29 protein-coding genes and 1 tRNA gene are annotated in these 26,280 nt (G+C 66.3%); 15 read left to right on the top strand and 15 right to left on the bottom strand.

The annotated features are described in order from the left end of the window. Nucleotides 1-18: 18 nt before the first annotated feature. Nucleotides 19-3,405 carry an error-prone DNA polymerase gene (locus tag M0208_RS07735; protein ID WP_258891136.1) on the bottom strand — a complete coding sequence of 1,129 codons (3,387 nt, stop codon included), beginning with the start codon at nt 3,403-3,405 and terminating at the stop codon, nt 19-21. A 44-nt stretch (nt 3,406-3,449) separates the two neighbouring features. Between M0208_RS07735 and M0208_RS07730 the strand changes: the two genes are divergently transcribed. Both M0208_RS07730 and M0208_RS07725 read left to right on the top strand, forming a co-directional pair. Continuing rightward, the gene (locus M0208_RS07730) at nt 3,450-3,740 is read left to right on the top strand and encodes a type II toxin-antitoxin system Phd/YefM family antitoxin (protein ID WP_258891135.1); all 291 of its coding nucleotides are present in this window, start codon (nt 3,450-3,452) and stop codon (nt 3,738-3,740) included. Beyond that, a complete protein-coding gene (locus M0208_RS07725) occupies nt 3,740-4,144 on the top strand; it encodes a type II toxin-antitoxin system VapC family toxin (protein WP_258891134.1) in 405 nt (134 codons plus the stop codon). The genes M0208_RS07730 and M0208_RS07725 overlap by 1 nt, the downstream gene beginning before the upstream one ends. A 5-nt stretch (nt 4,145-4,149) precedes the next feature. Here the strand turns inward: M0208_RS07725 and M0208_RS07720 are convergent, their stop codons facing one another. Together M0208_RS07720 and M0208_RS07715 are read right to left on the bottom strand one after the other, a co-directional pair. Then, nucleotides 4,150-6,150 carry a DNA polymerase Y family protein gene (locus tag M0208_RS07720; RefSeq protein WP_258891133.1) on the bottom strand — a complete coding sequence of 667 codons (2,001 nt, stop codon included), beginning with the start codon at nt 6,148-6,150 and terminating at the stop codon, nt 4,150-4,152. Continuing rightward, on the bottom strand, nt 6,065-6,820 hold the full coding sequence (locus tag M0208_RS07715) for an ImuA family protein (protein WP_258891132.1): 756 nt from the start codon (nt 6,818-6,820) through the stop codon (nt 6,065-6,067). Before M0208_RS07715 ends, M0208_RS07720 begins: the two co-directional genes overlap by 86 nt. Nucleotides 6,821-7,135: 315 nt before the next feature. On the opposite strand from M0208_RS07715, the gene M0208_RS07710 reads away from it, so the two are divergent. Beyond that, a complete protein-coding gene (locus M0208_RS07710) occupies nt 7,136-7,456 on the top strand; it encodes a hypothetical protein (protein WP_258891131.1) in 321 nt (106 codons plus the stop codon). A gap of 43 nt (nt 7,457-7,499) precedes the next feature. On the opposite strand, the gene M0208_RS07705 is transcribed toward M0208_RS07710, so the two are convergent. Continuing rightward, entirely contained in the window at nt 7,500-7,796 is a 297-nt protein-coding gene (locus tag M0208_RS07705) for a hypothetical protein (protein WP_258891130.1), read from the bottom strand. A gap of 258 nt (nt 7,797-8,054) precedes the next feature. On the opposite strand from M0208_RS07705, the gene M0208_RS07700 reads away from it, so the two are divergent. The 6 genes from M0208_RS07700 (at nt 8,055) to M0208_RS18475 (ending at nt 13,526) form a co-directional block, all read left to right on the top strand. Then, a complete protein-coding gene (locus tag M0208_RS07700) occupies nt 8,055-9,338 on the top strand; it encodes a 3-methyl-2-oxobutanoate dehydrogenase (2-methylpropanoyl-transferring) subunit alpha (protein ID WP_258891129.1) in 1,284 nt (427 codons plus the stop codon). Nucleotides 9,339-9,379: 41 nt separating this feature from the next. After that, on the top strand, nt 9,380-10,384 hold the full coding sequence (locus M0208_RS07695; protein WP_258893193.1) for an alpha-ketoacid dehydrogenase subunit beta: 1,005 nt from the start codon (nt 9,380-9,382) through the stop codon (nt 10,382-10,384). Nucleotides 10,385-10,390: 6 nt separating this feature from the next. Continuing rightward, on the top strand, nt 10,391-11,758 hold the full coding sequence (locus tag M0208_RS07690; protein ID WP_258891128.1) for a dihydrolipoamide acetyltransferase family protein: 1,368 nt from the start codon (nt 10,391-10,393) through the stop codon (nt 11,756-11,758). A gap of 157 nt (nt 11,759-11,915) precedes the next feature. Then, the gene (locus M0208_RS07685) at nt 11,916-12,125 is read left to right on the top strand and encodes a cold-shock protein (protein WP_258893192.1); all 210 of its coding nucleotides are present in this window, start codon (nt 11,916-11,918) and stop codon (nt 12,123-12,125) included. A 75-nt stretch (nt 12,126-12,200) separates the two neighbouring features. Beyond that, nucleotides 12,201-12,422, top strand: a complete 222-nt coding sequence (locus M0208_RS07680; RefSeq protein WP_258891127.1) for a hypothetical protein — start codon at nt 12,201-12,203, stop codon at nt 12,420-12,422. A gap of 549 nt (nt 12,423-12,971) precedes the next feature. After that, nucleotides 12,972-13,526, top strand: a complete 555-nt coding sequence (locus M0208_RS18475; RefSeq protein ID WP_309546990.1) for a hypothetical protein — start codon at nt 12,972-12,974, stop codon at nt 13,524-13,526. A 6-nt stretch (nt 13,527-13,532) separates the two neighbouring features. Here M0208_RS18475 and M0208_RS07670 read toward each other — a convergent pair whose 3' ends face one another. The 5 genes from M0208_RS07670 to M0208_RS07650 all read right to left on the bottom strand — a co-directional run bounded on the left by M0208_RS07670 (nt 13,533) and on the right by M0208_RS07650 (nt 17,702). After that, a complete protein-coding gene (locus M0208_RS07670; protein WP_258891126.1) occupies nt 13,533-13,679 on the bottom strand; it encodes a lmo0937 family membrane protein in 147 nt (48 codons plus the stop codon). A 179-nt stretch (nt 13,680-13,858) separates the two neighbouring features. Then, nucleotides 13,859-15,055 carry an acetyl-CoA C-acyltransferase gene (locus tag M0208_RS07665; RefSeq protein ID WP_258891125.1) on the bottom strand — a complete coding sequence of 399 codons (1,197 nt, stop codon included), beginning with the start codon at nt 15,053-15,055 and terminating at the stop codon, nt 13,859-13,861. Between the two features lie 12 nt (nt 15,056-15,067). Next, entirely contained in the window at nt 15,068-15,631 is a 564-nt protein-coding gene (locus M0208_RS07660) for an alpha/beta hydrolase-fold protein (RefSeq protein ID WP_408988141.1), read from the bottom strand. A gap of 265 nt (nt 15,632-15,896) precedes the next feature. Next, entirely contained in the window at nt 15,897-16,589 is a 693-nt protein-coding gene (locus M0208_RS07655; RefSeq protein ID WP_258891123.1) for an NTP transferase domain-containing protein, read from the bottom strand. A 6-nt stretch (nt 16,590-16,595) separates the two neighbouring features. Continuing rightward, a complete protein-coding gene (locus M0208_RS07650; protein ID WP_258891122.1) occupies nt 16,596-17,702 on the bottom strand; it encodes an inositol-3-phosphate synthase in 1,107 nt (368 codons plus the stop codon). A gap of 122 nt (nt 17,703-17,824) precedes the next feature. Between M0208_RS07650 and M0208_RS07645 the strand changes: the two genes are divergently transcribed. Both M0208_RS07645 and M0208_RS07640 read left to right on the top strand, forming a co-directional pair. Continuing rightward, the gene (locus M0208_RS07645; protein WP_258891121.1) at nt 17,825-18,697 is read left to right on the top strand and encodes a CDP-alcohol phosphatidyltransferase family protein; all 873 of its coding nucleotides are present in this window, start codon (nt 17,825-17,827) and stop codon (nt 18,695-18,697) included. A 57-nt stretch (nt 18,698-18,754) separates the two neighbouring features. Further along, nucleotides 18,755-19,285, top strand: a complete 531-nt coding sequence (locus M0208_RS07640) for a superoxide dismutase family protein (protein ID WP_258891120.1) — start codon at nt 18,755-18,757, stop codon at nt 19,283-19,285. A gap of 18 nt (nt 19,286-19,303) precedes the next feature. Here M0208_RS07640 and M0208_RS07635 read toward each other — a convergent pair whose 3' ends face one another. Both M0208_RS07635 and thpR read right to left on the bottom strand, forming a co-directional pair. Beyond that, nucleotides 19,304-20,869 (bottom strand): MFS transporter, encoded by a 1,566-nt coding sequence (locus tag M0208_RS07635; RefSeq protein ID WP_258891119.1) that lies wholly within the window; start codon nt 20,867-20,869, stop codon nt 19,304-19,306. A 43-nt stretch (nt 20,870-20,912) separates the two neighbouring features. Further along, a complete protein-coding gene (thpR, locus tag M0208_RS07630) occupies nt 20,913-21,455 on the bottom strand; it encodes an RNA 2',3'-cyclic phosphodiesterase (protein ID WP_258891118.1) in 543 nt (180 codons plus the stop codon). A 124-nt stretch (nt 21,456-21,579) separates the two neighbouring features. On the opposite strand from thpR, the gene M0208_RS07625 reads away from it, so the two are divergent. From M0208_RS07625 to M0208_RS07610, 4 genes are all read left to right on the top strand, one after another. Further along, on the top strand, nt 21,580-22,329 hold the full coding sequence (locus tag M0208_RS07625) for a Bax inhibitor-1/YccA family protein (protein WP_258891117.1): 750 nt from the start codon (nt 21,580-21,582) through the stop codon (nt 22,327-22,329). A 74-nt stretch (nt 22,330-22,403) separates the two neighbouring features. After that, nucleotides 22,404-23,183, top strand: a complete 780-nt coding sequence (locus tag M0208_RS07620) for a transglutaminase family protein (RefSeq protein ID WP_258891116.1) — start codon at nt 22,404-22,406, stop codon at nt 23,181-23,183. 60 nt (nt 23,184-23,243) lie between these two features. Next, nucleotides 23,244-23,516: a hypothetical protein gene (locus tag M0208_RS07615; RefSeq protein WP_309546989.1), complete on the top strand. Its 273-nt coding sequence runs from the start codon at nt 23,244-23,246 to the stop codon at nt 23,514-23,516. Between the two features lie 189 nt (nt 23,517-23,705). After that, nucleotides 23,706-24,257, top strand: a complete 552-nt coding sequence (locus tag M0208_RS07610; protein ID WP_258891115.1) for a hypothetical protein — start codon at nt 23,706-23,708, stop codon at nt 24,255-24,257. On the opposite strand, the gene M0208_RS07605 is transcribed toward M0208_RS07610, so the two are convergent. The 4 genes from M0208_RS07605 to M0208_RS07590 form a co-directional block, all read right to left on the bottom strand. Then, complete coding sequence (locus M0208_RS07605; RefSeq protein ID WP_258891114.1) at nt 24,254-24,982, bottom strand: extensin family protein; 729 nt, start codon at nt 24,980-24,982, stop codon at nt 24,254-24,256. The two genes, M0208_RS07610 and M0208_RS07605, sit on opposite strands and share 4 nt — an antisense overlap. Next, nucleotides 24,982-25,740, bottom strand: coding sequence for an NUDIX domain-containing protein (locus M0208_RS07600; RefSeq protein WP_258891113.1), 759 nt, complete (start codon nt 25,738-25,740; stop codon nt 24,982-24,984). The genes M0208_RS07605 and M0208_RS07600 overlap by 1 nt, the downstream gene beginning before the upstream one ends. A 31-nt stretch (nt 25,741-25,771) precedes the next feature. Next, nucleotides 25,772-26,062: a putative quinol monooxygenase gene (locus M0208_RS07595; protein WP_258891112.1), complete on the bottom strand. Its 291-nt coding sequence runs from the start codon at nt 26,060-26,062 to the stop codon at nt 25,772-25,774. Between the two features lie 72 nt (nt 26,063-26,134). Beyond that, nucleotides 26,135-26,210 (bottom strand) — tRNA-Ala (locus M0208_RS07590). Between the last annotated feature and the right edge of the window lie 70 nt (nt 26,211-26,280).

The raw sequence follows: 26,280 nt of genomic DNA, 5'->3' as shown, positions 1-26,280 counted from the left end.
ACTAAGTCATGCGCTTTATCAATGGAAGTCGTGGCTGCGGATCGGGATCACGTCCTCAGGCCGTTCGCGGAAATGGTAGTCGGTGCGGCCTTTCGGACGCCAGCCCGCATCGCCGCGATCGGGCGCGCCAGGATGCGTCGCGCTATCGCCGGGGGAGGTCATTCGGGGAAGATCGATGTCGCCGACCTGCCTGAGCAGCGGCGTCAGATCGGTGATGAGGTCGGCGATCACATGGATCACGATCCCCTCCTTCTGCACGCGGCCCTTGATGCTGACCATCGCGGCGGACATGACGGTGCGGCGCTGCGCCTCGAACCGGTCGGGCCACAGGATGCCGTTGGCGATGCCGGTCTCGTCCTCGATCGTGATGAACAGAATGCCCTTCGCCGAGCCGGGGCGCTGCCGTACCAGGATGATCCCGGCGACCTCGACGTGCCGCCCGTCCTCGGTGGTGGAGAGATCACCACAGCGGGTCATCCGTCGCCGCGTCAGTTCGCCGCGCAGGAAGCTTAGCGGATGTGCGCGCAGCGTCAGTTGCGTCGCGCGGTAATCCTCCACCACCTCGCGCCCCGCGGTCAGGGCCTTCAACGTGACCGACGGCTCCCGCCGCTCGATCGTCGCGAGTAACGGGAGCGGCGTTTCGCCCAACCCCTTGATCGCCCAGAGCGCCTGCCGCCGGTCGAGCCCGAGCGCATGAAACGCATCGGCAGTCGCCAGTTTCTCCAGCGCGGCGAGCGGCACGCCCGATCGCCGCCAGACGTCCTCGATCGAGATGAACCGCCGCTCCTCGCGCGCGACGAGGATGCGGCCGGCGTGATCGGCGGACAGCCCGGTGACGATGCGCATCCCCAGCCGGAGGGACAATGTGCACGCTTTATTGTTCTTACGATCGTCATCCCGGCAAAGGCGGGGATCCATCGTCGCTGCACTATCGATCCCATTACTGATGACGTGATTATGGATCCCCGCTTTCGCGGGGATGACGGGGTCGGACGACAGCAATTTGGTATCCCATTCGCTCTCCAGCGCGCACACCGGCCGCACGTCGACGCCGTGGTCGCGCGCATCGCGGACGATCTGCGCAGGTGCGTAGAACCCCATCGGTTGCGCGTTCAGCAGCGCGGCGCAGAATATGTCGGGGTGGTGGCATTTCATCCAGCATGAAGCGTAGGCGATCTTGGCGAAGCTGGCCGCGTGGCTTTCGGGAAAGCCATAGCTGCCGAACCCCTCGATCTGCTTCACCAGCCGTTCGGCGAAATCCTGTACGATGCCGTTGTTCAGCATACCGGCGATCAGCGGCTTCTGAAACTTGCCGACGCCGCCGGTCATTTTGAACGTCGCCATCGCGCGGCGCAGTCCGTCGGCCTGGAGAGGGGAAAACCCGGCCCCAAGAATGGCGACCTGCATCGCTTGTTCCTGAAACAGCGGCACGCCCAACGTCTTCTTCAATACCGCGCGCAGTTTCGGGCTGGGATATTCGATTGCGACCTTTCCTTCGCGCTGCTGTTCTCGGCGTTTGAGATAGGGATGGACCATGTCGCCTTGGATCGGACCGGGACGTACGATCGCTACCTGGATTGCGATGTCGTAGAAATTCTCGGGTCGCATCCGCGGCAGCATCGACATCTGCGCGCGGCTTTCGATCTGAAACACCCCCAATGTATCGGCGCGACAGATCATCTCGAACGTTGGCTTGTCGTCGCGCTGGAGGATGTTCGCGTCGAGCGTGATGTGTTGGTTCTTGTGCTGCGCGAGCAGATCGAACGCGCGTCGCATGCAGCCGAGCATTCCGAGGCCGAGAATATCGACCTTCATGAAGCCGAGTTCCTCGATATCGAGCTTCTCCCACTCGACGACGCGCCGATCGACCATCGCGGCGGGTTCGATCGGCACCAGATGATCGAGCCGGTCGCGGGTGAGTACGAAACCACCGGGATGCTGCGAAAGATGCCGCGGCGTGCCGAGCAATTGCTTCGCCAGATCCAGCGTCAGCGCCAGACGCCGTTCGCTGCGGTCGAGATTGAGTGCGGCCACGTGCGCGTCGGGCACGCCTTCGTTCGACCAGCCCCACACCTGACCAGCGAGCGCGCTCGTCACATCTTCTGAAATGCCGAGCGCCTTGCCGACTTCGCGTACCGCGCCGCGCGTGCGAAAGCGACTGACGACCGCGGTCAGCGCGGCGTGATCGCGGCCGTAGGTGTCGTAGATCCACTGGATCACTTCTTCCCGGCGTTCGTGTTCGAAATCGATATCGATGTCGGGCGGCTCGTTGCGCTGGCCGGAGACGAAGCGTTCGAACAGCAATTCGTGCTTCACCGGATCGATCGATGTGACCTTCAGCACATAGCAAATGAGCGAATTGGCCGCCGATCCGCGACCCTGGCAAAGAATTTTCTGGCTGCGCGCATATTCGACGATCGAGTGGACCGTCAGGAAATAGGGCGCGTAGGAAAGCCTGTGGACGAGCTTCAGTTCCTTGTGGAGCAAGCGGCGGTAGGCGCGCGGTTTGCCGCCAGCGAACAGCTTTTTCAACGCGTCCCACGCCATCCGTTCCAGCGCACGCTGTGGCGTCTGGCGGGTCATCACGCGCTCGTCGGGATATTGATAGTCGAGTTCGCGAAGCGAGAAGGTGCAGCGCTCGACGATCGCTTCGGTCGCGGTGATCGCTTCCGGATGGTGGCGGAAGCGGCGCGCCATTTCGCGCGGACTTTGCAGATGACGATCGAAACTTCGTTCGCGGCGATGTCCGAGGTCGTCGATCGTGCATTTCTGCCGGATTGCCGTGACGACGTCCTGCAGCATCCGTTGGTCGGGCGAATGATAGAGCACGTCGCAGGTGGCGAGTGGGGTCAGTCCGAAACGTTGTGCAGCTTCGTCTAGGCGATGGAGTCGCAGGGCTTCACCCGAACGGCGATAATGTGTCATGCAGACGTGACCGCGCCGACCGAAAACGTCGGCCATCCATCGTAGAGGGCGATCTTGCGTGCAGATGTCGCGGAGGTCTGGGACGAGCGCCGCGACCAGGCCGTCGGCGTGCGCGGCGACGTCCTCCCAGTGGAGGAAGCATTGGCCCTTCTCGCCGTGCTGCGGATCGGCGCGCGCCTTGCCGAGCGTGAGGAGGCGGGTGAGGCGGCTCCAGGCCGCGCGGTCCTCCGGCCATACGAGCAATGAGGTGCCATCGACGAGGTCGAGGCGGCAGCCTGCGACCATCCGCATCGGTGTGCCCTGCGCGCTGATCTGCTCCGCGGCGACGAGGCCGCGGACGACGCCCGCGACCGAATTGCGATCGACGATGCCGAGCGCGGGGATGCCGAGTTTGGCGGCGGTCTCGAACAGATCCTGTGGGGCCGACGCGCCGCGCAGGAACGAGAAATGAGTCGTGACCTGGAGCTCGCTGTACTTCACGGCCCGAAATGACTATGTGAGATGGTCAGTTGAAAGGATGGATCATGGGCAAGATGGTTCCGGCGACCGAATTCAAGGCAAAATGCCTTGGACTGATCGACGAGATGGAGCGCAACGGTGAATCGTTGACAATAACGCGGCGCGGGAAAGCGTCGATCACGCTTATGGCGCAACGCGAGCAAGCGCCGCGCATCGCCAGCATCTTCGGTTGTATGAAGGGCACGTTCACCGTGCACGGGAATCTCGACGAACCGATCGATCCTGATTGGGAAGCGAAATGGGAAGCGAAGTGGGACGAGCGCGGCTTGCCCGCACCGCCAGGTGATCAGCGCTGATGATCCTGCTCGACACGCAGGTTTTGGTCTGGCTGGTCGGTGATGATCGGCGGCTGGGCAGAGAGGCAAGATCATCGATCAAACGCGATACTGAGCGCAGGGTGTCGGCGATGGTTTCATGGGAAATCGCGATGCTGGTCGACAAGGGACGGTTTACGCTGGAAATGCCGCTTGGCTCCTGGCTCGATACGAGCATTCGTAGCGTCGGCGCATACGAGGCCGCAGTGACGGGCGCGATGGCGCGCGATGCAGGTAGTCTGCCGGGAAGAATTCACGGTGATCCGTGTGATCGCATCATGATCGCGACGGCGCGGGCGTTGTCCTGTGCGCTTGTCACTTCCGATGAAAAGATTCTCCATTATGCCGCGCAAGGGCATTTGACGGCGATCGACGCGCGGCGCTGAACGTATCACCCGAACGCGCCGTGGATGAACCAGGTCAGGTCGCCGGTTTCGGGGCGCATGCCGTCGCCGCGGCGGAACAGCCAGAAGCGGCGGCCGGTGGCGTTTTCGACCGCGAAATAGTCGCGCACTGCGTCGCGCTCGGCGGTGCTGCGCCACCATTCGCCGGTGATCCGTTCCGGGCCATCGGCGCGCACGACCTCATGACGCACGCCGCGCCAGGTGAAGCGGCGCGGGGGCTGATCGGGTAACTCCGCCATCACATGGTCGATCCGCTCGGGGCGGCGAAGCAGCCGGGCGGGGCGTGGCCAGCGCGGGTGCCAGGGGTGATCGGCGGGGCGATCGTCGAGGCGGCGGACGTCGTGCAGCCTGAGCACGAGGGCGTCGCGGTCGGGCGGGTCGAGCGGCGGAAGCGGCGCAACGCTGCGTTCGGGCACGTCGCTTTCGACCGGACGGTGCCGCCATAGCCGGGCGGGGCCGATGCGGTTGGCGAGCGTGTCGACCAGCGGGGCGAGATCGGGGGCGTGGTCCTTTGCCAGTTGCGCGCCGAAGGGTTCGGCCCCGAGCGGGTCGGCGCGGCGGACGTGGAGCGCCAGCGCGTCGATGCCGTAGCCGGGGTCGACCTCTTCGATGCGGCGCGCGATCAGGCGCAGGATGTGGGGCGCGTCGCGAGTCGGGCGGGCGAGGCCGATGCGGAGCGTCTGCGTGGTCGAATCGACGCGTTCGGCGACGAACAGGATCGTGCGGGCGCCTTGACCGGTTTTCGCGAGGGCGAGCGTCAGGTCGGTGACAAGACCGGCCAGCCAGTGGCCGATCGCGTCCGCCGTGGCAATCGGTTCGGCGAAGCGGCGCTCGACGTGGATCGCGGTCGGCGGGACGACGGGATCGAGCGGTTCGGCCGCGGCGCCGGTCGCCTGATCGAGCCGCTGTACGATCGCGCGGCCGAAGCGCTGGACGAGCGGGGCGCGGGGAATGGCCAGCAGCTCGCCGATCGTGTCGACGCCGAGCCGGGCGAGCAGGTTGGTAGCGGTGGGGTCAAGGCGGAGCGCGGCGACGGGGAGCGGAGCGAGGTGGGGGAGGTGTTCTCGCGCGCCAATCAAACAAACGCCGTCATTCCTGCGCAAGCGGGAACCCATGGCGGAGTGGCTGTTAGGAAGCACGTCGGTGGTATTGTCGGCGGCCGCGGGCCGTGGGTTCCCGCTTGCGCGGGAATGACGTTGGGCAGGGAAACGCGCGAACGCCCAGGCCGCGCCGGTGGTGTCGGCCACCGCGATCCGGGCGCGGACGCCTGCCCGCGCCAATAACCGCACGATCCGGCGCGCCATCTTTTCCTCGCCGCCGTGGAGGTGCGCGACCCCGGTCAGGTCGAGTAACAGGCCGTCGTCGTCGGAGATCGCGACCACCGGGCACCAGCGGCGGGCCAGCGTGGTGGCCAGGCGTTCAAGGTCGGCGCGGTCGCCCTCAGGGTCGGCATCGTGCACGATCAGGCCCGGGACCGACGCGCGCGCCTGGGTCAGCGCCATGCCGGGGATCAGGCCCAGCGCACGCGCGGCGGGGCTGGCGGCGGCGATCTCAATGCGGCTGCCGATCTTTTGCGCGGTAACGAGCGCGGCGGGGTTGGCGGCCACCGGTGATCTGGGCGTTGCCGGGGCGGCATGTGTAGCGGGCGAGACCCAGCCGCTCGCCTTGTTGCCGTCGTCGCCGGGCAGGCGCTTGAACGGTATGCCGGCGGCCTCGCTGCGCCGCCCGAGTTCGCGCATCGGGGGGCGTTGGTGTGCGGGGAGCGATTCGATCTGGCGCGCCACCTCCGCCCGCGCCCATTTGGCGCCGGGACGCCAGCCGGTGTTGCGCGGGGCATCGCACTGCGCTGCGCGTTCGGCGGCCGCGCTGGCTTCGAGCGCGGCGAGGTCCACGGGCGGCCGGTCAGGCGGCGGCGCGTGGCGTCGCCCGGCCCGCAGCACGCGATCGATCGACCAGTGCGGCAGGTAGAGCGAGGCGACCCGTTTCATCGGCAGCCTCCAGCGTGAGTTCGAAGGGATCGCCGCCGCGCTGGCGGACGAGGTTCAAGGCCCAGCGCGCGCGGCCGATGCCCTCGACGGGGAGCGGCGACGACGGGGCCGACGCGACGCGCCAGCGGGTGATCGCGGCCGACGGCACGCCGAACGGGTCGGCGCCTTCACGCGCATGGCGTTTCATCAGCAAAGCGATCGTGCGGCCGCCCTCCGCGGCGAGCTGCAGGCGGCGGGTGGAGGCGGTCGCGGCGCGCTTCGCCTCGCCGATTACCGCGCCGAGGCCACGGTGGCGCAGGCCTTCTTCCATCAACGCCAGCAGCTCGGCATCGTCGGCCGCCTCGGCATAGATCACGCGTTCGGGCGACAGGCCCGATTGATAGAGGCCGGGCGCGAACAGGTCGCGGCGGCGCACGACCCACAATACTGGTCCCCAGGCGCGCGCCGCGATCCCGGCCATGAACAACGTAGCCGACGCATCGTCGCCGGGATCGGGGGTGGCGGCGGCGATCTCGTGCAGCGCATCGAGCCTGAGGCCGCCGCTGGCGAGCCGCTGGTCGAGCGCGGAAACCCCGAACGGCAGCGTCTCGCGACGCTTGTGTCCGTCGCCCTCGATGGCGCGCAGCGTCTCGCGAAGTTCCTGTATGACGCCGGGGTGGGACACTGACACGGGTGGGCACGACTCGGGCTGGGGGACGATTGTTCCTACTTTGTTCCTATCGTGGCGGGAGTCAATCGCTATCCCAATGTTGAGAATGTTGAGACGATGGCGGGTTGTCGGGCCGGTCGCGCCGCGCAGCCGGATGCGGCCAAAGTTCACACAAGTTCACACGAAACGCGCCTTCCGGATGATGCTGACCGGCGATGTGAAAGAGCGTGATGTCTAGGCGTCTCGGGGGAGATAACATGGGTGCCGGTCTGTAGGAAAGCGCGCGTCTGATAACGCCTACTTGCGGACATTCGTTGGCTGGACAATGTTCCCGCCATGAGCCTGATCACACCCGGTCGCATACATGGCGTCATCGCTGCGCTTGCACTTCTCGCTTTCTTCGTGGTTCCGCCACAAATTGAGCTACACGGCACTGCTTGTAGTGTTTTGTCGTTTGCGCAAACCGGTTGCGAAGTTGGTGTGCGGGGCGTGTTTCGTGGAGCAATTCTATACTGCCTTATCGCGGGGTATCTAACCAGTCGCATCTTAGGTCGCGAGCCCGTTGTGGTAGCGAGAATTGCGCCCGTCATCGCTTGCGCCGCCGTCATTCTCTTCGCACTGCCGCTTTGGATCGGGCTGCGTGCTGCTTTCTGGTGATCGCCGGAATGTCCGCCTCCCACCAATAACCGGCATCCCCGCGCTACGCTCCTGCCGAGCGCCAGGCGTCGTCGCTCCAGGCGCGGATCGATGCGGCTTCGGCGGTGATCGCGGCCATTCCAATGTGGCGGTAGTGGCTGTTCCAGATCAGGGCGTCGACCAGCAGGAAACCGATGGCGGCGATCAGGAGCCAGGTGATGAGGCCAGGTCCTTCGCGCTGTTCGGGGGCCTTGATCGACTCCGCGGCGAGGCGGCGGTCAGTTCCGCTGCGGCGGTCGGGGCCGCGATATTGTGCGCGGTTGTCGGCGATACGGCGATCGGTGGCTTGTCTGGGCGTCATGGTCAGTGACTTTCGAAAGCTTTGTGGGCTTACGGTAGCAGGGTGGGGTTAATGCCGGGTGTGTGGTGGGGAGTTCATCACGTCGGGCCGGACACGGGAGTAAATCCCGTGTCGTCGGTCGCGGCTTTGGCCGCGCCGGCCGGGCCGGGTTCTGCGCGGCGCTTGCCGCGCTGAACCCGGCCCTAGTCATATCACTTGAAACTTTCTAACAGGCTCCCTCGCGTTTACCGGACCCCTTCGAGTCCATCTGGAGAGAGCATGGCCGCGGACACCCGCACCAATCTGCAACCGCTGTCGCTGCACGTGCCGGAGCCGAAGTTCCGCCCCGGCGATGCGGTCGATTTCGCGGCGGTCGACGTGCCGCCTGCCGGGTCCGCGCGGCGGCCCGATACTGCGGATGCGGCGAGCGGGTTCACCGATCTGGCCTATACGCTCGTCCGCGTGCTGGATGACGACGGGCGGGCGGTGGGGCCGTGGGATCCCAAGCTCAGCCCCGATCGGCTGCGTGCGATGTTGCGGCACATGGCGCTGGTGCGCGCGTTCGACGAACGAATGTTCCGCGCGCAGCGGCAGGGCAAGACCAGCTTCTACATGAAATGCACCGGCGAGGAGGCGGTGGCGGTGGCGGCGGCCTATGCGCTGGACCGCGACGACATGTGCTTCCCGTCCTATCGGCAGCAGGGCCTGCTGATCGCGCGCGACTGGTCGATGGTCGACATGATGAACCAGATCTATTCGAACAAGGGCGACCGGCTGCAGGGCAAGCAATTGCCGATCATGTATTCGGTGAAGGAGGCCGGGTTCTTCTCGATCTCGGGCAATCTGGCGACGCAATATCCGCAGGCGGTGGGCTGGGCGATGGCCAGCGCGGCGAAAGGCGATACGCGGATTTCGGCGGTGTGGTGCGGGGAGGGTTCCACCGCGGAGGGGGATTTCCATTCCGCTTGCACGTTTGCATCTGTCTATCGTGCGCCGGTGATCATGAACGTGGTCAACAACCAGTGGGCGATCAGCAGCTTTTCGGGCTTTGCGGGGGCGGAGGCGACGACCTTTGCGGCGCGGGCGGTGGGCTATGGCATCGCCGGCCTCAGGGTCGACGGGAACGATGCGCTGGCGGTCTATGCCGCGACCTTGTGGGCGGCCGAGCGCGCGCGGACCAATGCCGGGCCGACGTTGATTGAGCATTTCACGTACCGCGCGGAGGGGCATTCGACCTCGGACGATCCGGGGCAGTATCGCTCGGCGGGGGAGCCGAATGCGTGGCCGCTGGGCGATCCGATCCGGCGGTTGAAGGATCATTTGATTGCTCTCCGCGAATGGGACGAGGAGCGGCACGTCGCGCAGGACAAGGAGCTCGCCGAGGCGGTGAAGGCGGCGCAGAAGGAGGCCGAGAAGAACGGCATCCTGGGGCACGGGCTGCACCAGCCGCTGGATACGCTGTTCGACGGCGTGTTCGAGGAGATGCCGTGGCATCTTCGCGAGCAGCAGGCGCAAATGCTGGCCGAAGAGACCGCGAGCGGTCGGCCGTGGGACCGGAAGTGAGCGTGATGGCCGAAGCGGGCGAGGCGGGCGAAACCACCCGCATGAACATGATCCAGGCGATCAATTCCGCGATGGACGTCGTCATGGCGCGCGATCCGGACGTGATCGTGATGGGCGAGGACGTCGGCTATTTCGGCGGCGTGTTCCGCGCGACCGCCGGGCTGCAGGCGAAATACGGCAAGCGGCGCGTGTTCGACACGCCGATCACCGAATGCGGCATCATCGGCGTCGCGGTCGGGATGGGGGCGTATGGCCTCAGGCCGGTGCCCGAAATCCAGTTTGCCGACTACATCTACCCGGCGCTCGACCAGCTTGTGTCGGAGGCGGCGCGGTTGCGGTATCGGTCCGCGGGGGAGTTCACGTCGCCGATCACGGTGCGTTCGCCGTTCGGGGGCGGCATCTTCGGCGGGCAGACGCACAGCCAGTCGCCCGAGGGCATCTTCACGCATATCTCGGGCGTGAAGACCGTCATTCCCGCGACGCCGTATGACGCGAAGGGGCTGCTGATCGCGGCGATCGAGGATAACGATCCGACGATCTTCTTCGAACCCAAGCGCATCTACAACGGGCCGTTCGATGGGTATTGGGACAAGCCGACGCAGAACTGGTCGCAGCACCCGGCCGGTGAGGTGCCGACCGGTTACTACAAGATCGAACTGGGCAAGGCGAAGGTGGTTCGCGCGGGCGAAGCGCTAACGATCCTGGCGTACGGGACGATGGTGCATGTCTGCCTGGCGGTGATCGCCGAGGCGGGCGTGGATGCCGAGGTCATCGACCTGCGCACGTTGGTGCCGCTCGACATCGAGACGATCGAGGCGTCGGTGAAGAAGACCGGGCGCTGCATGATCGTGCACGAGGCGACGCGGACGTCGGGCTTCGGATCGGAGCTGTCGGCGATCGTGCAAGAGCGGTGCTTCTATCACCTGGAGGCGCCGATCGAGCGCGTGACGGGCTTCGACACGCCGTATCCGCACAGCCTGGAATGGGCGTATTTTCCGGGGCCGGTGCGGATCGGCGAGGCGCTGAAAAAGATTCTGAAGGACTGATTGTCGATGGCGCGTTTCACTTTCAAGCTGCCGGATATCGGCGAGGGCATTTCCGAGGCCGAGATCGTCGCGTGGCACGTGGCGGTCGGCGACCGGGTCGAGGAAGATCAGCAGATCGCCGACATGATGACCGACAAGGCGACGGTCGAAATGGAATCACCGGTGTCGGGGACGGTCGTCGAGCTGGCGGGCGAGGTCGGCGATCAGGTGTCGATCGGCGCGGCGCTGGTGGTGATCGAAACCGATGCGGCGGACGTGTCGGCAGAGGAGGCGCCTGCGCTGGGGGCGGTTTCGGGCGGGGTGAAGGCTGCACCCGCAAGCGCTGCGCAGGCCGAGACGGCGGAGCAATATGAGGCGGAGAATCCGGGGGTTGAGGATGCTCAAGTCCTCCCCGGAACGGGGAGGGGGACCGCCGACGAAGTCGGTGGTGGAGGGGCAGCCACAGGCGATGGCCCCGTTGGGCTGCCCCTCCACCGTCCTGCGGCCGGTCCCCCTCCCCGTGCCGGGGAGGATTTTAAGGCACTCGCCTCGCCCGCCGTGCGCGCTCGCGCGGCGGACCTTGGCGTCGACTTGTCGCAAGTAAAGTCCGACTCCGACCGCATCCGGCACGCCGATCTTGACGCATTCCTGCGTTATGGTTCGGGGCAGGGCTACCACGCGCCCCACGCCAGCCGCGCGCGCGACGACGAGCAGGTCAAGGTCATCGGGATGCGGCGGCGCATTGCGGAGAACATGGCGGCGTCGAAGCGCAATATCCCGCATTTCACCTATGTCGACGAAATCGACGTGACCGCGCTGGAGGCGATGCGCGCCGACCTGAACGCGAATCGCGGGGGGCGGCCGAAGCTGACGATGCTGCCGCTGCTGATCGTCGCGATCTGCCGCACGTTGCCCGAATTCCCGATGCTCAATGCGCGGTATGACGACGAGGCGGGCGTGGTGACGCGGTCGGGCCGCGTCCATCTCGGCATGGCGACGCAGACCGATGCGGGGCTGACCGTGCCGGTGATTCGCGATGCGCAGGATAGGAACGTCTGGCAGCTCGCGACCGAGATTACCCGGCTGGCCGAGGCGGCGCGGGCGAACAAGCTGGCGCCGACCGAGATGGGCGGGGGGACGATCACCGTCACGTCGCTGGGGCCGCTGGGTGGCGTGGCGACGACGCCGGTCATCAACCGGCCAGAGGTCGCGATCATCGGGCCGAACAAGATTGTCGAGCGTCCGGTGTTTCAGGGTGACGACATCGTGCGTGCAAAGCTGATGAACCTGTCGATCAGCTGCGACCACCGCGTGGTCGATGGTTGGGACGCGGCAAGCTACGTCCAGGCGCTGCGCAAGTATCTGGAAACGCCGGTGCTGTTGTTCGCGGATTGAGGTGGAGGTTGCGGTTTCGGGTCCGCGCGCCTATATACACCTTGCAAGAGTCGCATATCGACGGGCTACGGGCGCTTTGCGGCTCCTTCTTCCTTCTTTCCCTGCACCACTGCACCCGGTGGCCGACATTCGGCCGCCGATCGAGAAGGAATTCAATATGGCTACCGGCACCGTCAAGTTTTTCAACGCCGACAAGGGCTATGGCTTCATCTCGCCGGATGGCGGCGGGAACGACGCGTTCGTGCACATCAGCGCTGTAGAGCGTGCGGGCATGATCACGCTGAGCGAGAACCAGCGCCTGACCTACGAACTCGAAGAAGATCGTCGCGGCAAGATGGCTGCGGTGAATCTCTCGGCGGCTGACTAAGCCTGCCACATGACGGCGGCTCCTGAAAAGGGGCCGCCGTTTTACTTTTGTCCCCAGCTTTCAGGAGTATCGCACATGGCCGACGACGCCCATTTCTACCGGGTCCGCGCGGATGCCGAGCGTGCGAATGCCGAAGCTGCGACGCTGGACAACGTGCGCGAACGCGCCGATCGCGCCGCACGGTCGTGGGAAGCGATGGCGGTACGCGCCGAACGCACCCGCGTGATGCGCGAAACCCGCGAGGCCGCAACGATCGCGGCGCGCGAACATGCCTCGGACGAAGCCGTCAGCGGCTGAACCACGCCCGACGCACGCTTCGCGTCGTTAGATCGTCATGCGTAAATCCGGATTGTCGTTGCGAGGAGCGTAGCGACGAAGCAATCCAGGGTGGTGGGCGAAACACTGGATTGCTTCGCTACGCTCGCAACGACGATGTGCTACATTTAAAGCAACCCGCTATAAAGCCAGACTAGGTTGCCGCGTCGCGCTCCACGCTTCAGAGCGCGCGCATGACCGATCAAACCCGTAGCGGCCTGTTCCTCGGCATCGGCGCGTATGCGCTGTGGGGAATCCTGCCGCTGTATCTCAGACTGTTGAACGGCGTTCCGACATTGCAGGTGCTGGCGCACCGCGTGGTGTGGTCGTTGCTGCTGCTCGGCATCGTCGTAATTGTGGCGAAGCGGGTCGGCAGTATCCGGGCGGCGGCGCGGGGGCGGACGTTGCTGCTGCTGGCTGCCAGCGCAACGCTGATCGCGGTCAATTGGCTGGTCTATATCTGGGCGGTGCAGAACGCGCACGTACTGGAGGCGAGCCTAGGCTATTTCATTCATCAATCCTCTGGTCAACGTGGCGCTGGGCATGGCGGTGCTGGGCGAGCGCATCCGGCGCTGGCAGGCGATCGCGGTGGGAATCGCGGCGGCCGGAGTCGCGGTGATGGCGTTCGCGGGCGGCGGGGCGATCTGGATTTCGCTGTCGCTGGCGGTCAGTTTCGGGCTGTACGGGCTGATCCGCAAAATCGTCGCAATCGACGCGCTTGGCGGGCTGACGATCGAGACCTTGCTGCTAGCGCCGCTGTGCCTGGCGGTGATCGTTTACGCGGGCGCGAGCGGGGACGGCGCGTTCGGGCAGACGCGTGGCCTCGACGCCTTGCTGGTGCTGGCGGGCGCGGTCACCGCCGCGCCGTTGCTGATGTTCGCCGCGGCGGCGCGGAAGCTGCGCTACGCGACAATGGGCCTGCTGCAGTACATTGCGCCGACGCTGCAGTTCCTGCAGGCGGTATTGCTGTTCGGCGAGGTCGTGCGGCCGGTGCATATCGTCACCTTCGGCCTGATCTGGGCCGGATGTGCGCTCTATGCGTGGGATAGCCTGCGCGCGAACCGCACGCCTGTCTTCGCCGTCTGATCGGCGTCAGACCCCGCGGCGGCCGGTGAACAGTTGGTACAGGCCGACGATTAGCGCGATCACGAGCAGGATGTGGATCAAACCGCCAGCGACGTGAAGGCCGAAGCCGAGCAGCCACAGGACGAGCAGGATGACGACGACGGTCCACAACATGGTGATGCTCCGGTATTGATTTCGCTTATAGAACGATGATCGTACCGGGGGCGTTCCGTTGTCGCGCAACATTTTGTTACATGGGCGCGACGCGGCAAAGCCGCGTCGTCGGACGGCGCTTGAGCGCCGCCGGCCGGTCGCGTAGCCGCGGGCTCGATCGAGCTTTGCTCGACCTTGCGCTACGCGACCTCAAACAATCCCGCCGCGCCCATTCCGCCCGCGGTGCACATCGACACCACGACATAGCGCACGCCGCGCTTGCGGCCTTCGATCAGCGCGTGGCCGACCAGGCGGCTGCCGGTCATGCCGAACGGGTGGCCGACCGCGATCGCGCCGCCGTTGACGTTGTATTTCGCGGGATCGATGCCGAGGTGATCGCGGCAATAGAGGCATTGCGACGCGAACGCCTCGTTCAATTCCCACAGGCCGATGTCGCCGACCGACAGCCCGGCGCGGTCGAGCAGCTTGGGGATCGCGAAGACCGGGCCGATGCCCATTTCGTCGGGCTCGCACCCCGCCGCCTGGAAACCGCGATAGATGCCGAGGATTTCCTTGCCCTCGGCCTTTGCTGTCGCATGGTCCATGACGATCTGCGCCGCCGCGCCGTCGGATAGCTGGCTGGCGTTGCCCGCGGTGATGTTGCTGCCGGGGCCGGTGAATTCACCGCCCGCCCAGACCGTCTTCAGGCCGCGCAGGCCCTCCAGTGTAGTGCCCGCGCGGATGCCTTCGTCCTGCGCTATGGTGATGGTTTCGACGCCGGTCTGCGCTCCGCTTTTGTCGAACAGCGCCTTTTCGACGGTGATGGAGGCGATTTCCTCGGCGAACGCGCCCTTCGCCAACCCTTCGGCGGCGCGCTGCTGGCTCATCGCGGCATATTCGTCCTGGCGCTCGCGGCTGATGCCGTAGCGGTCGGCGACGATCTCGGCGGTTTCGATCATCGGGATGTAGGCGGCGGGGACTTTTTCCGTGACGCTCTTATTGACGTAGCGCGGCGCGTCCTTCGTCACCGTGAAGCTGATCGATTCCATGCCGCCTGCGAGCGCGACGTCGATGTCACCCGCGATGATCGAGCGCGCGGCGAGCGCGACGGCGGTAAGGCCCGAGCCGCATTTGCGGTCGAGCGTGAAGGCGGGGACCGAATGCGGGAGCGCGCCCGCAAAGATGGCCATGCGCCCGGCGTTGCCGCCCTGCGTGCCGAACTGGCCGCCGACGCCCCAGAACACGTCGTCGATCCGCGCGGGATCGATCCCGGCGCGTTCGACCGCGGCGTTCATGACGTGGCCCGCGAGCACCGGCGCTTCGGTCGCGTTGAAGGCGCCGCGATAGGCCTTGCCGATGGCGGTACGGGCGGTGGCGACGATGGCGGCTTCGCGCATTTTCGAGTTCTCCTATTGTTTCGGGGCGGGCGTAGCGCGGCGCTGTTCGAGGAACCAGCGGTAGAGCGCGTCGCCGCGGTACGACTGGTCCCAGCTATTGTGATTGGTCGCCGGGAAGATCGTCAGCACGGGCTGTGCGGTCAGGCCGGGGCATTGCCGGATCGCCTCGACCATCGCGAAGCTGCCGATCGGGCGGACGATATCGTCGTTGTCGCCGTGGAACGCCCACACAGGCATATCCTTCAGGCGACAGGCGATGGCGGAGTTTCCCGTGCCCGCGACGGGGGCGACCGCGGCGAACAGATCGGGGCGCTCGGCCGCCCAGCGCCACGCGGCGTGCCCGCCGCGGCTGAGGCCGGTCAGGTAGATGCGGTTAGGGTCGACGCGGTAGTCCTTGCGGACCTGTTGCAACAGGCGGCCAAGTTTCGCGGTGTCCCAGTCGCCGTCAGCTTCCAGCAACGGCGAGACGAGGATGAAGGGGAAGCCGGGATGCGTCGCGACGATTTCGGGCGGGCCGTGGAGCTTCACCTTCTCGACATCCGCGCCACGTTCGCCTGAGCCGTGTAAGAAGATCATCAGCGGCCACGCCTGTTTGCTGGCGGAATAGCCTTTGGGGATGAAGAGTTGGTACGGGTAATTGCCGGGCGTGACGGGGGCCTGCGGGGTCTGGCCCTCGACGACGCGGTCGGCGGCGAGGGTCGGAGCGGCGAGCAGGGCGAGGGCGGTCAGGAACCAGCGCATTGTACCTCCATCGGCGGTGAGGGTGCTATTGCGGGATGCGAAGATCGGGACAAGGTAAAGCTTGCACTCCTCCCCGTGCCGGGGAGGATTTAGCAGGTCGTCAGGCCAGCGCTTCTTCCGCCTGCGCCAGCGCCTTGGGGTCGTCGACGTCGAGCCACCAGGCGTCGCCGATGTCGACGGTGCGTGCGCCGCCGGTTGCGGCCAGCGCCTCGACCCCGGCGGAGATCGAGCCTGCGCCGCCGTCGGCGATCGAGCGGCGGAGTGCGTCGTGGAAGTTGCCGTCGACCTTAAACACGCCGCAATCGAACGCGTCGTAGTCGGGCAAATGCTTGCCGATGGCGACGATGCGGTCGCCATCGGTACGAACACGCGTGACGTCGTCCATGTCGACGAGCGGATTGTCGAGGCGGCGGTCGATCGCCAGCGTCAACGCCGCGTGGGGTGCAGCGATCGTGGCGGCGACGATCGCGGGGTCGAACAGGTGATCGGCCATCATTAGCAGGTGCGGTGCGGGGCCGAGCGCGTCGGCACCGGTCAGCACCGAATGCCCGTTAGCCAGGCTCCAGTCGGGGGTTCGGACGCAGGTGATCGAGGGGTCCAGCACCGCCAGATGCGCGGTCAGACGGTCGCCCTCATGCCCCGTTACGACGACGAAGCCGGTCGCGCCGCCCGCGCGCGCAGCCGCGATCACGCGGTCGATCAGCGCGACGCCGTCGACCAACGTCAGCGGCTTGCTGGGCGAAACCTCGCGCAGCCGGCTGCCATAGCCGGCTGCGACGATCAGTGCTTTCACGTAAGCTTACTCGGCGGCGAGCCGGGCGTCGCCGTGGATGAAGTCGTCGGTCATCTGCGCCGCGACGTCATCGGTATATTGCAGCGGCGGGTGCTTGCAGAAGAACGCCGACGGACCGTTCAGCGCGCCCGACACGCCGCGTTCCATCGCGACCTTCACGCAGCGGATCGCATCGACGACGACCGCGGCCGAATTCGGGCTGTCCTCGACCGACAGGCGCAGTTCGAGGTTCATCGGCACGTCGCCGAACAGATTGCCCTCGAGCCGAAGGAAGCAGAGCTTGTTGTCGTGCAGCCACGGGATGTAGTCCGACGGGCCGACGTGGATGTTCTCGTCCGCCAGCCGCTCGGCGATCACCGCCTGCACGGCTTCGGTCTTCGATTCTTTCTTGCTCGCGAGCCGCTGACGGTCGAGCATGTTCATGAAGTCGGTGTTGCCGCCCGTGTTCAGCTGATAGGTGTGATCGATCGTCACGCCGCGCTGGCCGAACAGGTTGCTGAGCACGCGGTGGACGATCGTCGCGCCGACCTGCGCCTTCACGTCGTCGCCGATGATCGGCAGTCCGGCATCGGCGAAACGCTTTTCCCATTCCGGGCGGCTGGCGATGAACACCGGCATGCAATTGACGACGCCGACGCCCGCCTCGAGCGCGCATTCCATGTAGAATTCGGTCGCTTCCTGGCTGCCGACGGGCAGGAAGTTGACGAGGATTTCCGCGCCGGATTCACGGATCGCGGCGACGATCTCGGCGCGCGACGCGTCGCGCGTCTCGTCGATCTCGAACCCGCGGTCGTTAGCGGCGGTCAGCATGTGCGGCGCGACGCCGTCGAGCTTCGCGCCCATCTTCACGATCGTGCCGGTCTTCGGCACGTCGGCGTGGAACACCTTCGTGCAATTGGGCTTGGCGAAGATCGCCTCGCCCAGATCGAGGCCGACCTTGCGGGAATCGACGTCGAACGCGGCCACGAAATCCAGGTCGGCGACCTTGTACCCGCCGATATCCTCATGGATAAGACCGTGAGAATTATTGCTGCCGGCGTAATGATATTTGCCCTGCACGAGGCTGCTCGCGCAATTGCCCACACCGATAACCGCAACCTTGATCGTCGTCATTGAACCCCACTTGCCGGACGTGTCCGACGGATGACATTTGAATTGCGGTGTCGTGACAGATGCGCGACGCCTGTCAAGCGAACGCATCGGGTGGTATACGCGCAGCAAGGGGACAAAGACGCGTGGCGACGATCGAATTGACGGCGGGTGTGACGGGAAAGCCGCGCGAATTGCAGGGCTTCCTGAACCGCATCGTTTACCATCCGGCGGCGAGACGGCTGGCCGCATTGCTCGCGCCGACTCCGGTGACGCCGAACATGGTGTCGGTCGCAGGGGCGGCGATGGTGGTCGCGGCGGGGATTCTGTACGCGATCGTCGGGGGCGCGCTGGGGATTGCGCTGGGGTTCGCGCTGCATGTGGCGTGGCACGTCGTCGACGGGGCCGATGGCGATCTGGCGCGGATGACCGGGCGCGCGTCGCCGATCGGCGAGGTGGTCGATGGGCTGTGCGACTATGGCGGGCATCTGGTGCTGTACCTGCTGCTGGGTGCGTTGCTCGACGATACTTTTGGCTGGGTGGCGTGGGTGCTGGCGGTGGGCGCGGGTCTGTCGCGGGTGGTCCAATCGGTGTTCGCCGAAAGCTCGCGCCGGACGTATCAATGGTGGGCGTACGGCGTGTCGTGGCTTGGACAGAACCGTGCCGCGCAGGGCGGGATCGGCGCTGCAGGGCGGCTGTACGTGTGGATCTCCGAAGCGGTGACCGGGCCGACGCAGCGCGTGAACGCGCTGGTGGCGAGCGCGGAGCATGACCCGATCGAGCGGCGGCGGATCGCAATGCTTGCGCGCGAGGCGGGTCGATCGACCCTGCCGCTGCAACAGGCGCTGGGGGCGAATCCCCGGACGATCATCCTGGGCGTCAGCATGATCGCGGGCAGCCCTTTGTGGTTCTTCCTGGTCGAGATCGTCGTCCTGAACGCGGTGCTGACGGTGGCGTTCCTGCAGCAGGCGGCGAGTTGTCGGCGGCTGGTCGGCCTGATCGCGCGCGGGCGCGAATGAGCAGCGGAACCTGAGCCCGTCTTTCGGGTTCGTCGATCCATAACAGGAGGATATGCGATGCGGACGATCATGCTGATGGGTCTTGGCGCGCTCGCGCTGGCGGGCTGTAACGAGGACAAGATCGAAACCGGCGCGCCGGTGGCGGGCGGCGCGAAGGCGGTTGCGATGCTGAAGACGGCGGCCGGTGTGGATGTCGGGCGCGCGACCGCGACCGAAGTGGCGGGCGGCCTGCGCTTCACGATCGATGCGAAGGCGATGCCCGCGGGGACGCACGGCGCGCACGTCCACATGGTCGGACGCTGCGACGGACCGGGCTTCGAAAGTGCAGGCGGGCACTGGAACCCGACGAGCATGAAGCACGGGTCGATGAACCCGCAGGGTCCGCATGAGGGCGACCTGCCGAACCTGATCATCGACAGCGGCGGGCGCGGGACGATCGGCGCGACCATTCCGAACGCTACGATGGCCGGGCTGATGGATGCCGACGGCGCGGCGATGGTGGTGCACGCTCAGGCCGACGATCTGATGACCGATCCGTCGGGGAACAGCGGCGCGCGGATCGCGTGCGGGGTGTTTCAGCCGTCGTGAGGTGAGTTGGGGAGCCGGTTAGATCGGCTCCCCGGCGGCGCGCGCGCGGGCTTCGCGCGTCGCCTCGGCCTTCGGGACCAGTCTGTAGGCGGCGATCCCCGCGGCGAGGGTGATCGGGACCGACAGCAGCAACGAGAGCATGCCTGTCGATAGGCTGCCGCTGAGCGTCGACACGCGGCCCGCGAGATACGGGCCGAGCGCAAGGCCAAGCAACGTCGTGCCGATGAAAAAGGTTGCGGTAGCGGTGCCACGCATCCGTGGCAGCACCAGATCCTGAGTCGTGGCCGCGGCGCTGCCGAGCGCGAGGCTGGCGGTGAACTGGGCGAGGAACAGGCAGACGTAGAGCGTCACGGGCGACGTCGTGGTGAAGCCCAGGATCACGAACGGCACCGGCACGACCGCGCCGAGGATGACCATGATCAGACGTCCGGCGGGGTTGGTCTTGCGTAGCCGATCGCCCACGATGCCGCCGACCGTGACACCCAGGAAACCCGACAATGCGCCGCTGCTGCCGATGATGAGGCCCGCCTCTGCAGGCGACACGCCCAGCACGCGCATCGCATAGGGCGCCGCCCAGAAACCCGAGGCGTAGCTGACAAAGGCGTTCAGGCCATAAGCGACGACGGTGCACAGGAACGCCGGGGTTGCGATGATCAGCGCGAAGGTCGGCGGATCGCGGCGCTTCAGCGTGCTGCCCCAGGAGAAGACGGCGTACACGCCGAGGCCGACCGCGGTCCATTGCGTGATCGGTTCGCCGATCGAGACGAGAAACGCGACCGCGGCCACGACCAGTCCCGCGGCGAGCAGGTTGATCGCGATGCCGCGCGGCCCGCCGCGGATCGCGCCGATCAGGGTCAGCGGTGGGATGATGGTGATGAGGTCTTCGACGAAGGCGCGGAACGGGGCGGGGTGTGGTTCCTGATGAAGACCCTCCGATTGCCCCCGGATCGGCTCGCGCAGGGTTGCAATCCACAAAGCGAGCAGCAGGCCGGGAATGCCTACCGCCATGAATGCGGCCTGCCAGCCGACCAGCCCCAATGGTCCGCCTCCAGGGTAGGCCGCGTTCCAGCGCTGCACGACGAGGCCGCCGACGAACAAAGACGCGCCGCCGCCGACGTACAGCCCGGCGGAATAGATCGACAGTGCGGTTGCGCGCAGCCGTTTCGGGAACCAGTCGGAGATCAACGAATAGGCCGCGGGGCTGGCGGTCGCTTCGCCAATGCCGACACCGATGCGCGCGGCGGCGAGGTGCCCGCCGGTTTTCGACAGCCCGGAAAGCGCGGTCATCGTGGACCAGAGCGCGAGGCCTGCGGTCATCAGCCGGACGCGGTGCCAATTGTCCGCCAGCCGCCCGAGTGGGATGCCGAACAGCGAATAGAATACGCCGAACGCGGTGCCGTAAAGAAAGCCGAGATCCTCGTCCTTCAAGTTCAGGTCGCGCTTGATGTCCTCGGCCAGGATCGAGATCACCTGCCGGTCGACGAAATTGAGGATATAGACCAGGAACAGGATCGACAGGACGTACCAGGCGTAGCCGGTGGCCCTGTAGTCGTCGCCGCTCGCATTGTGTGCGTTGCTGGCCATATCCGCTCCCTGACGCCTTACCGGCCCTGCGCCTAACAGAGCTTCAGCCGAGCGGCCAGCGGGCGATCGCGTCGTACCGCGCACCTTCGCGGCCGAGGTGGCTTTCGTAGAGGATCAGATGGGGAAGGGTGAACGGTTCGCTGTTGAGCGACGCGTGATCGGCGACCCAGCGTTCGATCGCGGGACCGTGGCCCATGCTGCGGGGCAGCCGGGCGAGTGTGATGTGCGGCAGATAGGCGCGGCGCTCGGGGTCGAGACCGACCCGGACCAGCGCCTGATCGACCTTGCGGTGGAGTGCGGCGAGCGCGTCGCCGGGTGTGACCGCCGCCCAGAGCGTGTCGGTGCGCCCGCGTTGGTCGAAGCGACCGACACCGGCGATGCGCACCGTCGGGACGGGAGCGACGATCGATGCCAGGACGGCGGCGACGTCCTCCGCCACCGGCCGCTCGATCGCGCCGATGAAGCGCAGGGTGAGATGAAGTTGATCATCGTCCTGCCAGCGCGCGCCCGGCACGCCGCCCATCGTCGCGGTCAGAGTCTCGCGGATAACGGGCGGGGGACGGAGGGCTATGAACAGGCGGTGCATGGAGTTCTTTTGTAACGAAGATTTGCTGGACCAGGGCAAGCGGCGGGTTCGCTTGAAAAATAGCCCATCGCGGGCGATATTGCGACGCATCCGGCATGAAGCCGGGTGAAGGAGCGAATTCAAGATGGCAAACTGGTCCGACCCTCGGCCGAGCGCGACCGCCTTCGGGGCGAGCGTTCCGGGCACGCGCGGGGCCGCGTTCGATGCCGGCCTGCGCAAGTATATGCTTTCGGTGTACAATTACATGGCGTCGGGCGTGCTGCTGACGGGTATCGTCGCGCTGCTGTTCGCCAGCGGCGGCGTCGATTCGATGGCTGCGCAGGTGTTCATGGCGCCGGGCATTCTGAAGTACGTCATCATGTTCTCGCCGTTGGCGTTCATCATGGTGCTGAGCTTCGGCATCAACAAGCTGTCGACCGGCGCGGCGCAGGCGATCTTCTGGGCGTTCGCGGCCGTGATGGGCCTGTCGATGTCGACGATCTTCCTGCGCTATACGGGGTCGTCGATCGCGATCACGTTCTTCGCAACCTCGGTCGCGTTCCTGTCGCTGAGCATCTACGGTTACACCACGAAGCGTAACCTGCAGGCGTTCGGCACGTTCCTGATCATGGGCGTCGTCGGCCTGATCGTCGCGTCGCTGCTGAACCTGTGGTTCCAGTCGAGCGCGTTCTCGCTGGTGATCAGCGCGATCGGCGTGCTTCTGTTCGCAGGCCTGACCGCGTACGACACGCAGCGGATCAAGGGGATGTACGATTACGTCCAGGGCACCGACATGATGGGCAAGGCCGTCATCATGGGCGCGCTGTCGCTGTACCTCGATTTCGTGAACATGTTCCAGTTCCTGCTGGCGTTCATGGGCGGCAGCCGCGATTAAGCGATAACCCTGAACGAACGTGTCGGGGCTCGGCGGGACAACCCGCCGGGCCCCTTCTTTTTTGGAATTGCCCGATGCGCCTGTCGATCGACGTTCTGCTCGACTACGGATTTGCCGCGCCCGCCGACGTGCTGTTGCAGATCGAGGTAGCGGCGTCGTGGGATCAGCGGCTCGAATCGCAGTCGCTGGTGATCCATTCGGACAATCCGATCCGCGCTGTGCCGGGCGATGGCGGGATCGGGCAAAGGTGCTGGGCGCGCGGCGAGGGGCGGCTGGTGGCGGAGTATCGCGCGGTCGTCGCGATTAACCGACCGCGCGTGCGGCTGGACGGCTATGGCGCGACGCCGGTGCGAGACCTGCCGGGGCCGGTCGTGTCGTACCTGTTGCCCAGCCGATATTGCGAATCCGACCGGCTGGAGAATTTCGTCGGCCAGACGTTCACGGGGCTGACGGGCGGCGCGATGGCGGCGGCGCTGGCCGATTGGGTGCGCGAGAACATCGCCTATGAGATGGGCGCGAGCGATCCGCGCACCGGCGCGATGGAAACCTTTGCCGAGCGCCGCGGCGTGTGCCGCGATTTCGCGCATCTGCTGGTCGCGATGGCGCGGGCGGCTGAAATCCCCGCGCGCTGCGTGTCGGCCTATTCGCCCGGCGTCCAGCCGCCCGATTTCCATGCCGTCGCCGAATTGTGGCTCGACGGCGCATGGCGCCTGATCGACGCGACCGACATGGGCGGCTGCGGCGACATCGCGCGCGTGTGTGTCGGGCGCGACGCGACCGACATCGCGTTCATGACCGTGTTCGGGGCGGCGGAAATGCATCGGCAGCGCGTGACGGTGACGGCGTTGGATTGAGCGGAACGCGGCGCGCAGGCGTTCGTTCTGCCACCGTATCAAGCGTTGGGAGAGGCGAACATGAGCGCGATTGACGACAATATTGATGACCGGGCATTGGACAGCCTTTCCGTAGCCCCGGCAGCCGAGGGCCACGCGAGTGACGCAGGGCGTGACAAGTCGATCGCGCGACGGCTGGAGAAGCATCCCGAAAGCAAGGATGCGCGGCTGGACAATGCGCTGGATGAATCGATGGACGCATCCGATCCTCCCGCCAGCACGCAGCCCGGCCGCGACGAGCCCGCACCATCGTCGGGTTACGACGAGGAAGCGGAGCGGCAGCAGGACAGTTGAATATTGTTGCGCAAACGCATCACCTGATTTGCTTTCCTGTCGCGCAATCTCGCTTCATCGCATTGTATGTTGCGGCGCGTCATGATCTCTGACTCTATGTGAACGCCGGGCATCGCGGCGTTAAGGGGCGCGTTAACCATATTGGCGCATGATGCCTTGGCTCGGAATTGTCCGGGGCGGGGTGTTGCTATGGGTGCCAAGATGAAGCCGGCCGATGGCGCGATGACATTGGCCGAGATGAAGGAATTCGCAGGGTTCGCCGCGGCGACGCAGCGCTATATCCGGCGCAGCCTGGACGTGGGTCTGGAACGCGAGGACGCGATGGTGCGCTGGTCGCGCGACGTGGTCGAAGCGGCCAGCATCCGCGCGCAGGCCCGGCATTACGCCAGGCTCGACGAGATTCGCGCGATCGTTCCCGATGACAGCGGGCTGGACGCGATCGAGCCGTTCCTGGCTCCGCTGGTCACGATCAGCGCGTTCGATCTGGGGCAGGGGCGCATCACGCATTTCTCGGCGTACCGCTTCCTGTACGAACGGCTGATCGGCGCGTCGGTGCGGCCGTGGCTGCCGGGCGCGTTCTGCGCGGCGGCGGCCTTGCCGCACCTGCATCCCGAAGCGCGGCGGAAATTGCTGCAGTCGATCAGCGAGGCGGCGGCGACTGCATCGGGCTGGTCGTCACGGCAACCGGTATTCTATCCGCACTGGGTGGAGAAGGTCGGCGCGGACGCGCTGCCGAACTAACGGCACGCGCGCCAGCCCATCGCGCCGCGGTTCGCCTGATCGAGGTGGAGGTGATCGCGGTGCGCGGCGTTGTAGTCGGGCGACAGCGTGGTGGCGAACACGTCGCACCCGCCGTCGCGGACGTCACGGAGGAACGACGCTTTCGGGCCGGTGTCGGACCAGTCTTTCAAGACGCTGATCCGTTTGCCATCCGATAGGCGAAAGCCCGCAACGTCGATCGCGTCGGCGGTGGCGTGCTGGCTGAAGTCGCCCGACGAACGGCCGTACAGGCGACGGCAATTGTAGCTGCCGAGATGGTCGATCGTCGTAACGCGCGCGCCGAAATGGCGCTGGGCGGCGGGTTGAACGATGTGCCATTCCCACAATGCCAACGCCGCCGCGACCGGGCAGGCGACGCCGAGGTTCGCGGGTGCGAAGCCGATCCGGCGCGCCCCACCGGCGGCGAAGCGCACGCCGTCGCTATAGCCGCACTGGCCTTCGGTCACGGCCGGCAGGACGGTGTAGTCGATCCCGGCCTTATCCATCAGCGACCGGCATGTCGCGAAATCGTCGCCCAGCGCGGCGAGTTTGCGCCCGGTGAACATGCCGATCGGTTCGCCGAGATCGAGCGCGGTCCACGGCAAATCCTGCGGTCGCCCGCGGGCGACGCTCCACAGGAACAGGGCGATCGCGGCGATCAGCACGAGCGCGACGAGCCAGCCCGTCGCGCGCCGGATGCGCCTCATCAGCCGCGCATGGCGCTCGAGATCGCCTCCGATGTGACCGGATAGCCTGCATCATCGGGAATGCAGAGGTGCTGCGCGCCGTCGCGGTCCTCCGCCCACGGCGTGATCGTCACGACCGGCGTCGCCTCGGCGTGCGCGACGGCATCAGCAAAGCTGTCGAACTGTGCGAGCCGTTCGAGATTGCGGCGCGTCGGGAAGATGATCGCCAGCTTGCCCGCATCGGCATCATCCAGGATTTTTTGCGCGGTCGCCCAGACCAGCCGTACGTTCTCGGTTTCGTCGACGGTGGCGCACGGCGCGCCGGCGGGCAGCTGTGCGAGATAGAAGCGCGTGTCGAAGATGCGCATATGCGCGTGCGCCGGACGCCAGCGCGCGAATGGGGTCAGCGCGTTCAAGTTCAGCATCGCGCCCGCGTCGGCCAGCGCCTGCGCGAACGGAGCGCCGTCGTGCAGCGCCGCGCGAAGGGCGATCAGCGTGTCGGCGGTCGGCATTTCGGCCAGACCGATCGGCAGCCCAGCCTCCTCGATCGTCTCTCGCACCGCCGCTATCCGCGCGGCTGTTTCGTCAGTACCGCCGTGAAGTTCGGCGAGCGCATGATCGCCGGGATCGATCCGCCCGCCGGGAAACACCATCGCGCCGCCCGCGAACACCATCGCCTTCGCGCGTTCGACCATCAGCAATTCGGGCGGGCCGTCTGCGCATTCGCGGAAGATCACCAGCGTGGCGGCGGGAATCGGATCGGGCAGCGTCTCAGTCATGCGACTTACCGTAGCGGCGGCGGCGCTGCTGTCACGCACTCGCGACCGGATAGATGTCGGGTCCGGTCGATGCGGCGGCGTGCGCGCGGATCGCGGCGATGAACGCGCCCGATGCGGGAACGCGGAAATGCGCCTCCAGCGCAGCCCGGTCGCGCCAGCGTTCGAGGAAGATCAGCCGCAGCGGATCGTCGCAGTCGACCGCCACCTCATGACTGATGCAGCCGTCCTCCGTGCGCGATCGGTGGGTGTGATCGATCGCCGCGGCGCGCAGCAGGTCGAAGGTATCTGCGCGCGAGGTGACTGTGCCGATGACGATAATCATGCCTGAACCCCTATGGTTGGCAGGTATCATCGCGGCGCATTGCGCGGCGTCAATGGCGGGAAAATGGAGGGCTGGTGGAGCCGAAGGGAATCGAACCCTTGACCTCTGCAGTGCGATTGCAGCGCTCTCCCATCTGAGCTACGGCCCCGCCCTCCGCCCGGTTTCGACCGGCAAATCCGCCATTAGCGAGCCTGCAGAAGCGATGCAACAGCGTCGTT

This window comes from Sphingomonas sp. SUN019 (assembly GCF_024758705.1).
Classification (GTDB): Bacteria; Pseudomonadota; Alphaproteobacteria; order Sphingomonadales; family Sphingomonadaceae; genus Sphingomonas.
This window is presented reverse-complemented; position numbering and strand designations above follow the sequence as displayed.

Coding starts and splice junctions, on each gene's coding strand:
- M0208_RS07730 (WP_258891135.1), top strand. CDS start 3,450: ATGGGCAAGATGGTTCCGGCGACCGAATTCAAGGCAAAATGCCTTGGA.
- M0208_RS07725 (WP_258891134.1), top strand. CDS start 3,740: ATGATCCTGCTCGACACGCAGGTTTTGGTCTGGCTGGTCGGTGATGAT.
- M0208_RS07720 (WP_258891133.1), bottom strand. CDS start 6,150: ATGAAACGGGTCGCCTCGCTCTACCTGCCGCACTGGTCGATCGATCGC.
- M0208_RS07710 (WP_258891131.1), top strand. CDS start 7,136: ATGAGCCTGATCACACCCGGTCGCATACATGGCGTCATCGCTGCGCTT.
- M0208_RS07705 (WP_258891130.1), bottom strand. CDS start 7,796: ATGACGCCCAGACAAGCCACCGATCGCCGTATCGCCGACAACCGCGCA.
- M0208_RS07700 (WP_258891129.1), top strand. CDS start 8,055: ATGGCCGCGGACACCCGCACCAATCTGCAACCGCTGTCGCTGCACGTG.
- M0208_RS07695 (WP_258893193.1), top strand. CDS start 9,380: ATGAACATGATCCAGGCGATCAATTCCGCGATGGACGTCGTCATGGCG.
- M0208_RS07690 (WP_258891128.1), top strand. CDS start 10,391: ATGGCGCGTTTCACTTTCAAGCTGCCGGATATCGGCGAGGGCATTTCC.
- M0208_RS07685 (WP_258893192.1), top strand. CDS start 11,916: ATGGCTACCGGCACCGTCAAGTTTTTCAACGCCGACAAGGGCTATGGC.
- M0208_RS07680 (WP_258891127.1), top strand. CDS start 12,201: ATGGCCGACGACGCCCATTTCTACCGGGTCCGCGCGGATGCCGAGCGT.
- M0208_RS07670 (WP_258891126.1), bottom strand. CDS start 13,679: ATGTTGTGGACCGTCGTCGTCATCCTGCTCGTCCTGTGGCTGCTCGGC.
- M0208_RS07665 (WP_258891125.1), bottom strand. CDS start 15,055: ATGCGCGAAGCCGCCATCGTCGCCACCGCCCGTACCGCCATCGGCAAG.
- M0208_RS07660 (WP_408988141.1), bottom strand. CDS start 15,631: ATGATCTTCTTACACGGCTCAGGCGAACGTGGCGCGGATGTCGAGAAG.
- M0208_RS07650 (WP_258891122.1), bottom strand. CDS start 17,702: ATGACGACGATCAAGGTTGCGGTTATCGGTGTGGGCAATTGCGCGAGC.
- M0208_RS07640 (WP_258891120.1), top strand. CDS start 18,755: ATGCGGACGATCATGCTGATGGGTCTTGGCGCGCTCGCGCTGGCGGGC.
- M0208_RS07635 (WP_258891119.1), bottom strand. CDS start 20,869: ATGGCCAGCAACGCACACAATGCGAGCGGCGACGACTACAGGGCCACC.
- thpR (WP_258891118.1), bottom strand. CDS start 21,455: ATGCACCGCCTGTTCATAGCCCTCCGTCCCCCGCCCGTTATCCGCGAG.
- M0208_RS07625 (WP_258891117.1), top strand. CDS start 21,580: ATGGCAAACTGGTCCGACCCTCGGCCGAGCGCGACCGCCTTCGGGGCG.
- M0208_RS07620 (WP_258891116.1), top strand. CDS start 22,404: ATGCGCCTGTCGATCGACGTTCTGCTCGACTACGGATTTGCCGCGCCC.
- M0208_RS07615 (WP_309546989.1), top strand. CDS start 23,244: ATGAGCGCGATTGACGACAATATTGATGACCGGGCATTGGACAGCCTT.
- M0208_RS07610 (WP_258891115.1), top strand. CDS start 23,706: ATGGGTGCCAAGATGAAGCCGGCCGATGGCGCGATGACATTGGCCGAG.
- M0208_RS07605 (WP_258891114.1), bottom strand. CDS start 24,982: ATGAGGCGCATCCGGCGCGCGACGGGCTGGCTCGTCGCGCTCGTGCTG.
- M0208_RS07600 (WP_258891113.1), bottom strand. CDS start 25,740: ATGACTGAGACGCTGCCCGATCCGATTCCCGCCGCCACGCTGGTGATC.
- M0208_RS07595 (WP_258891112.1), bottom strand. CDS start 26,062: ATGATTATCGTCATCGGCACAGTCACCTCGCGCGCAGATACCTTCGAC.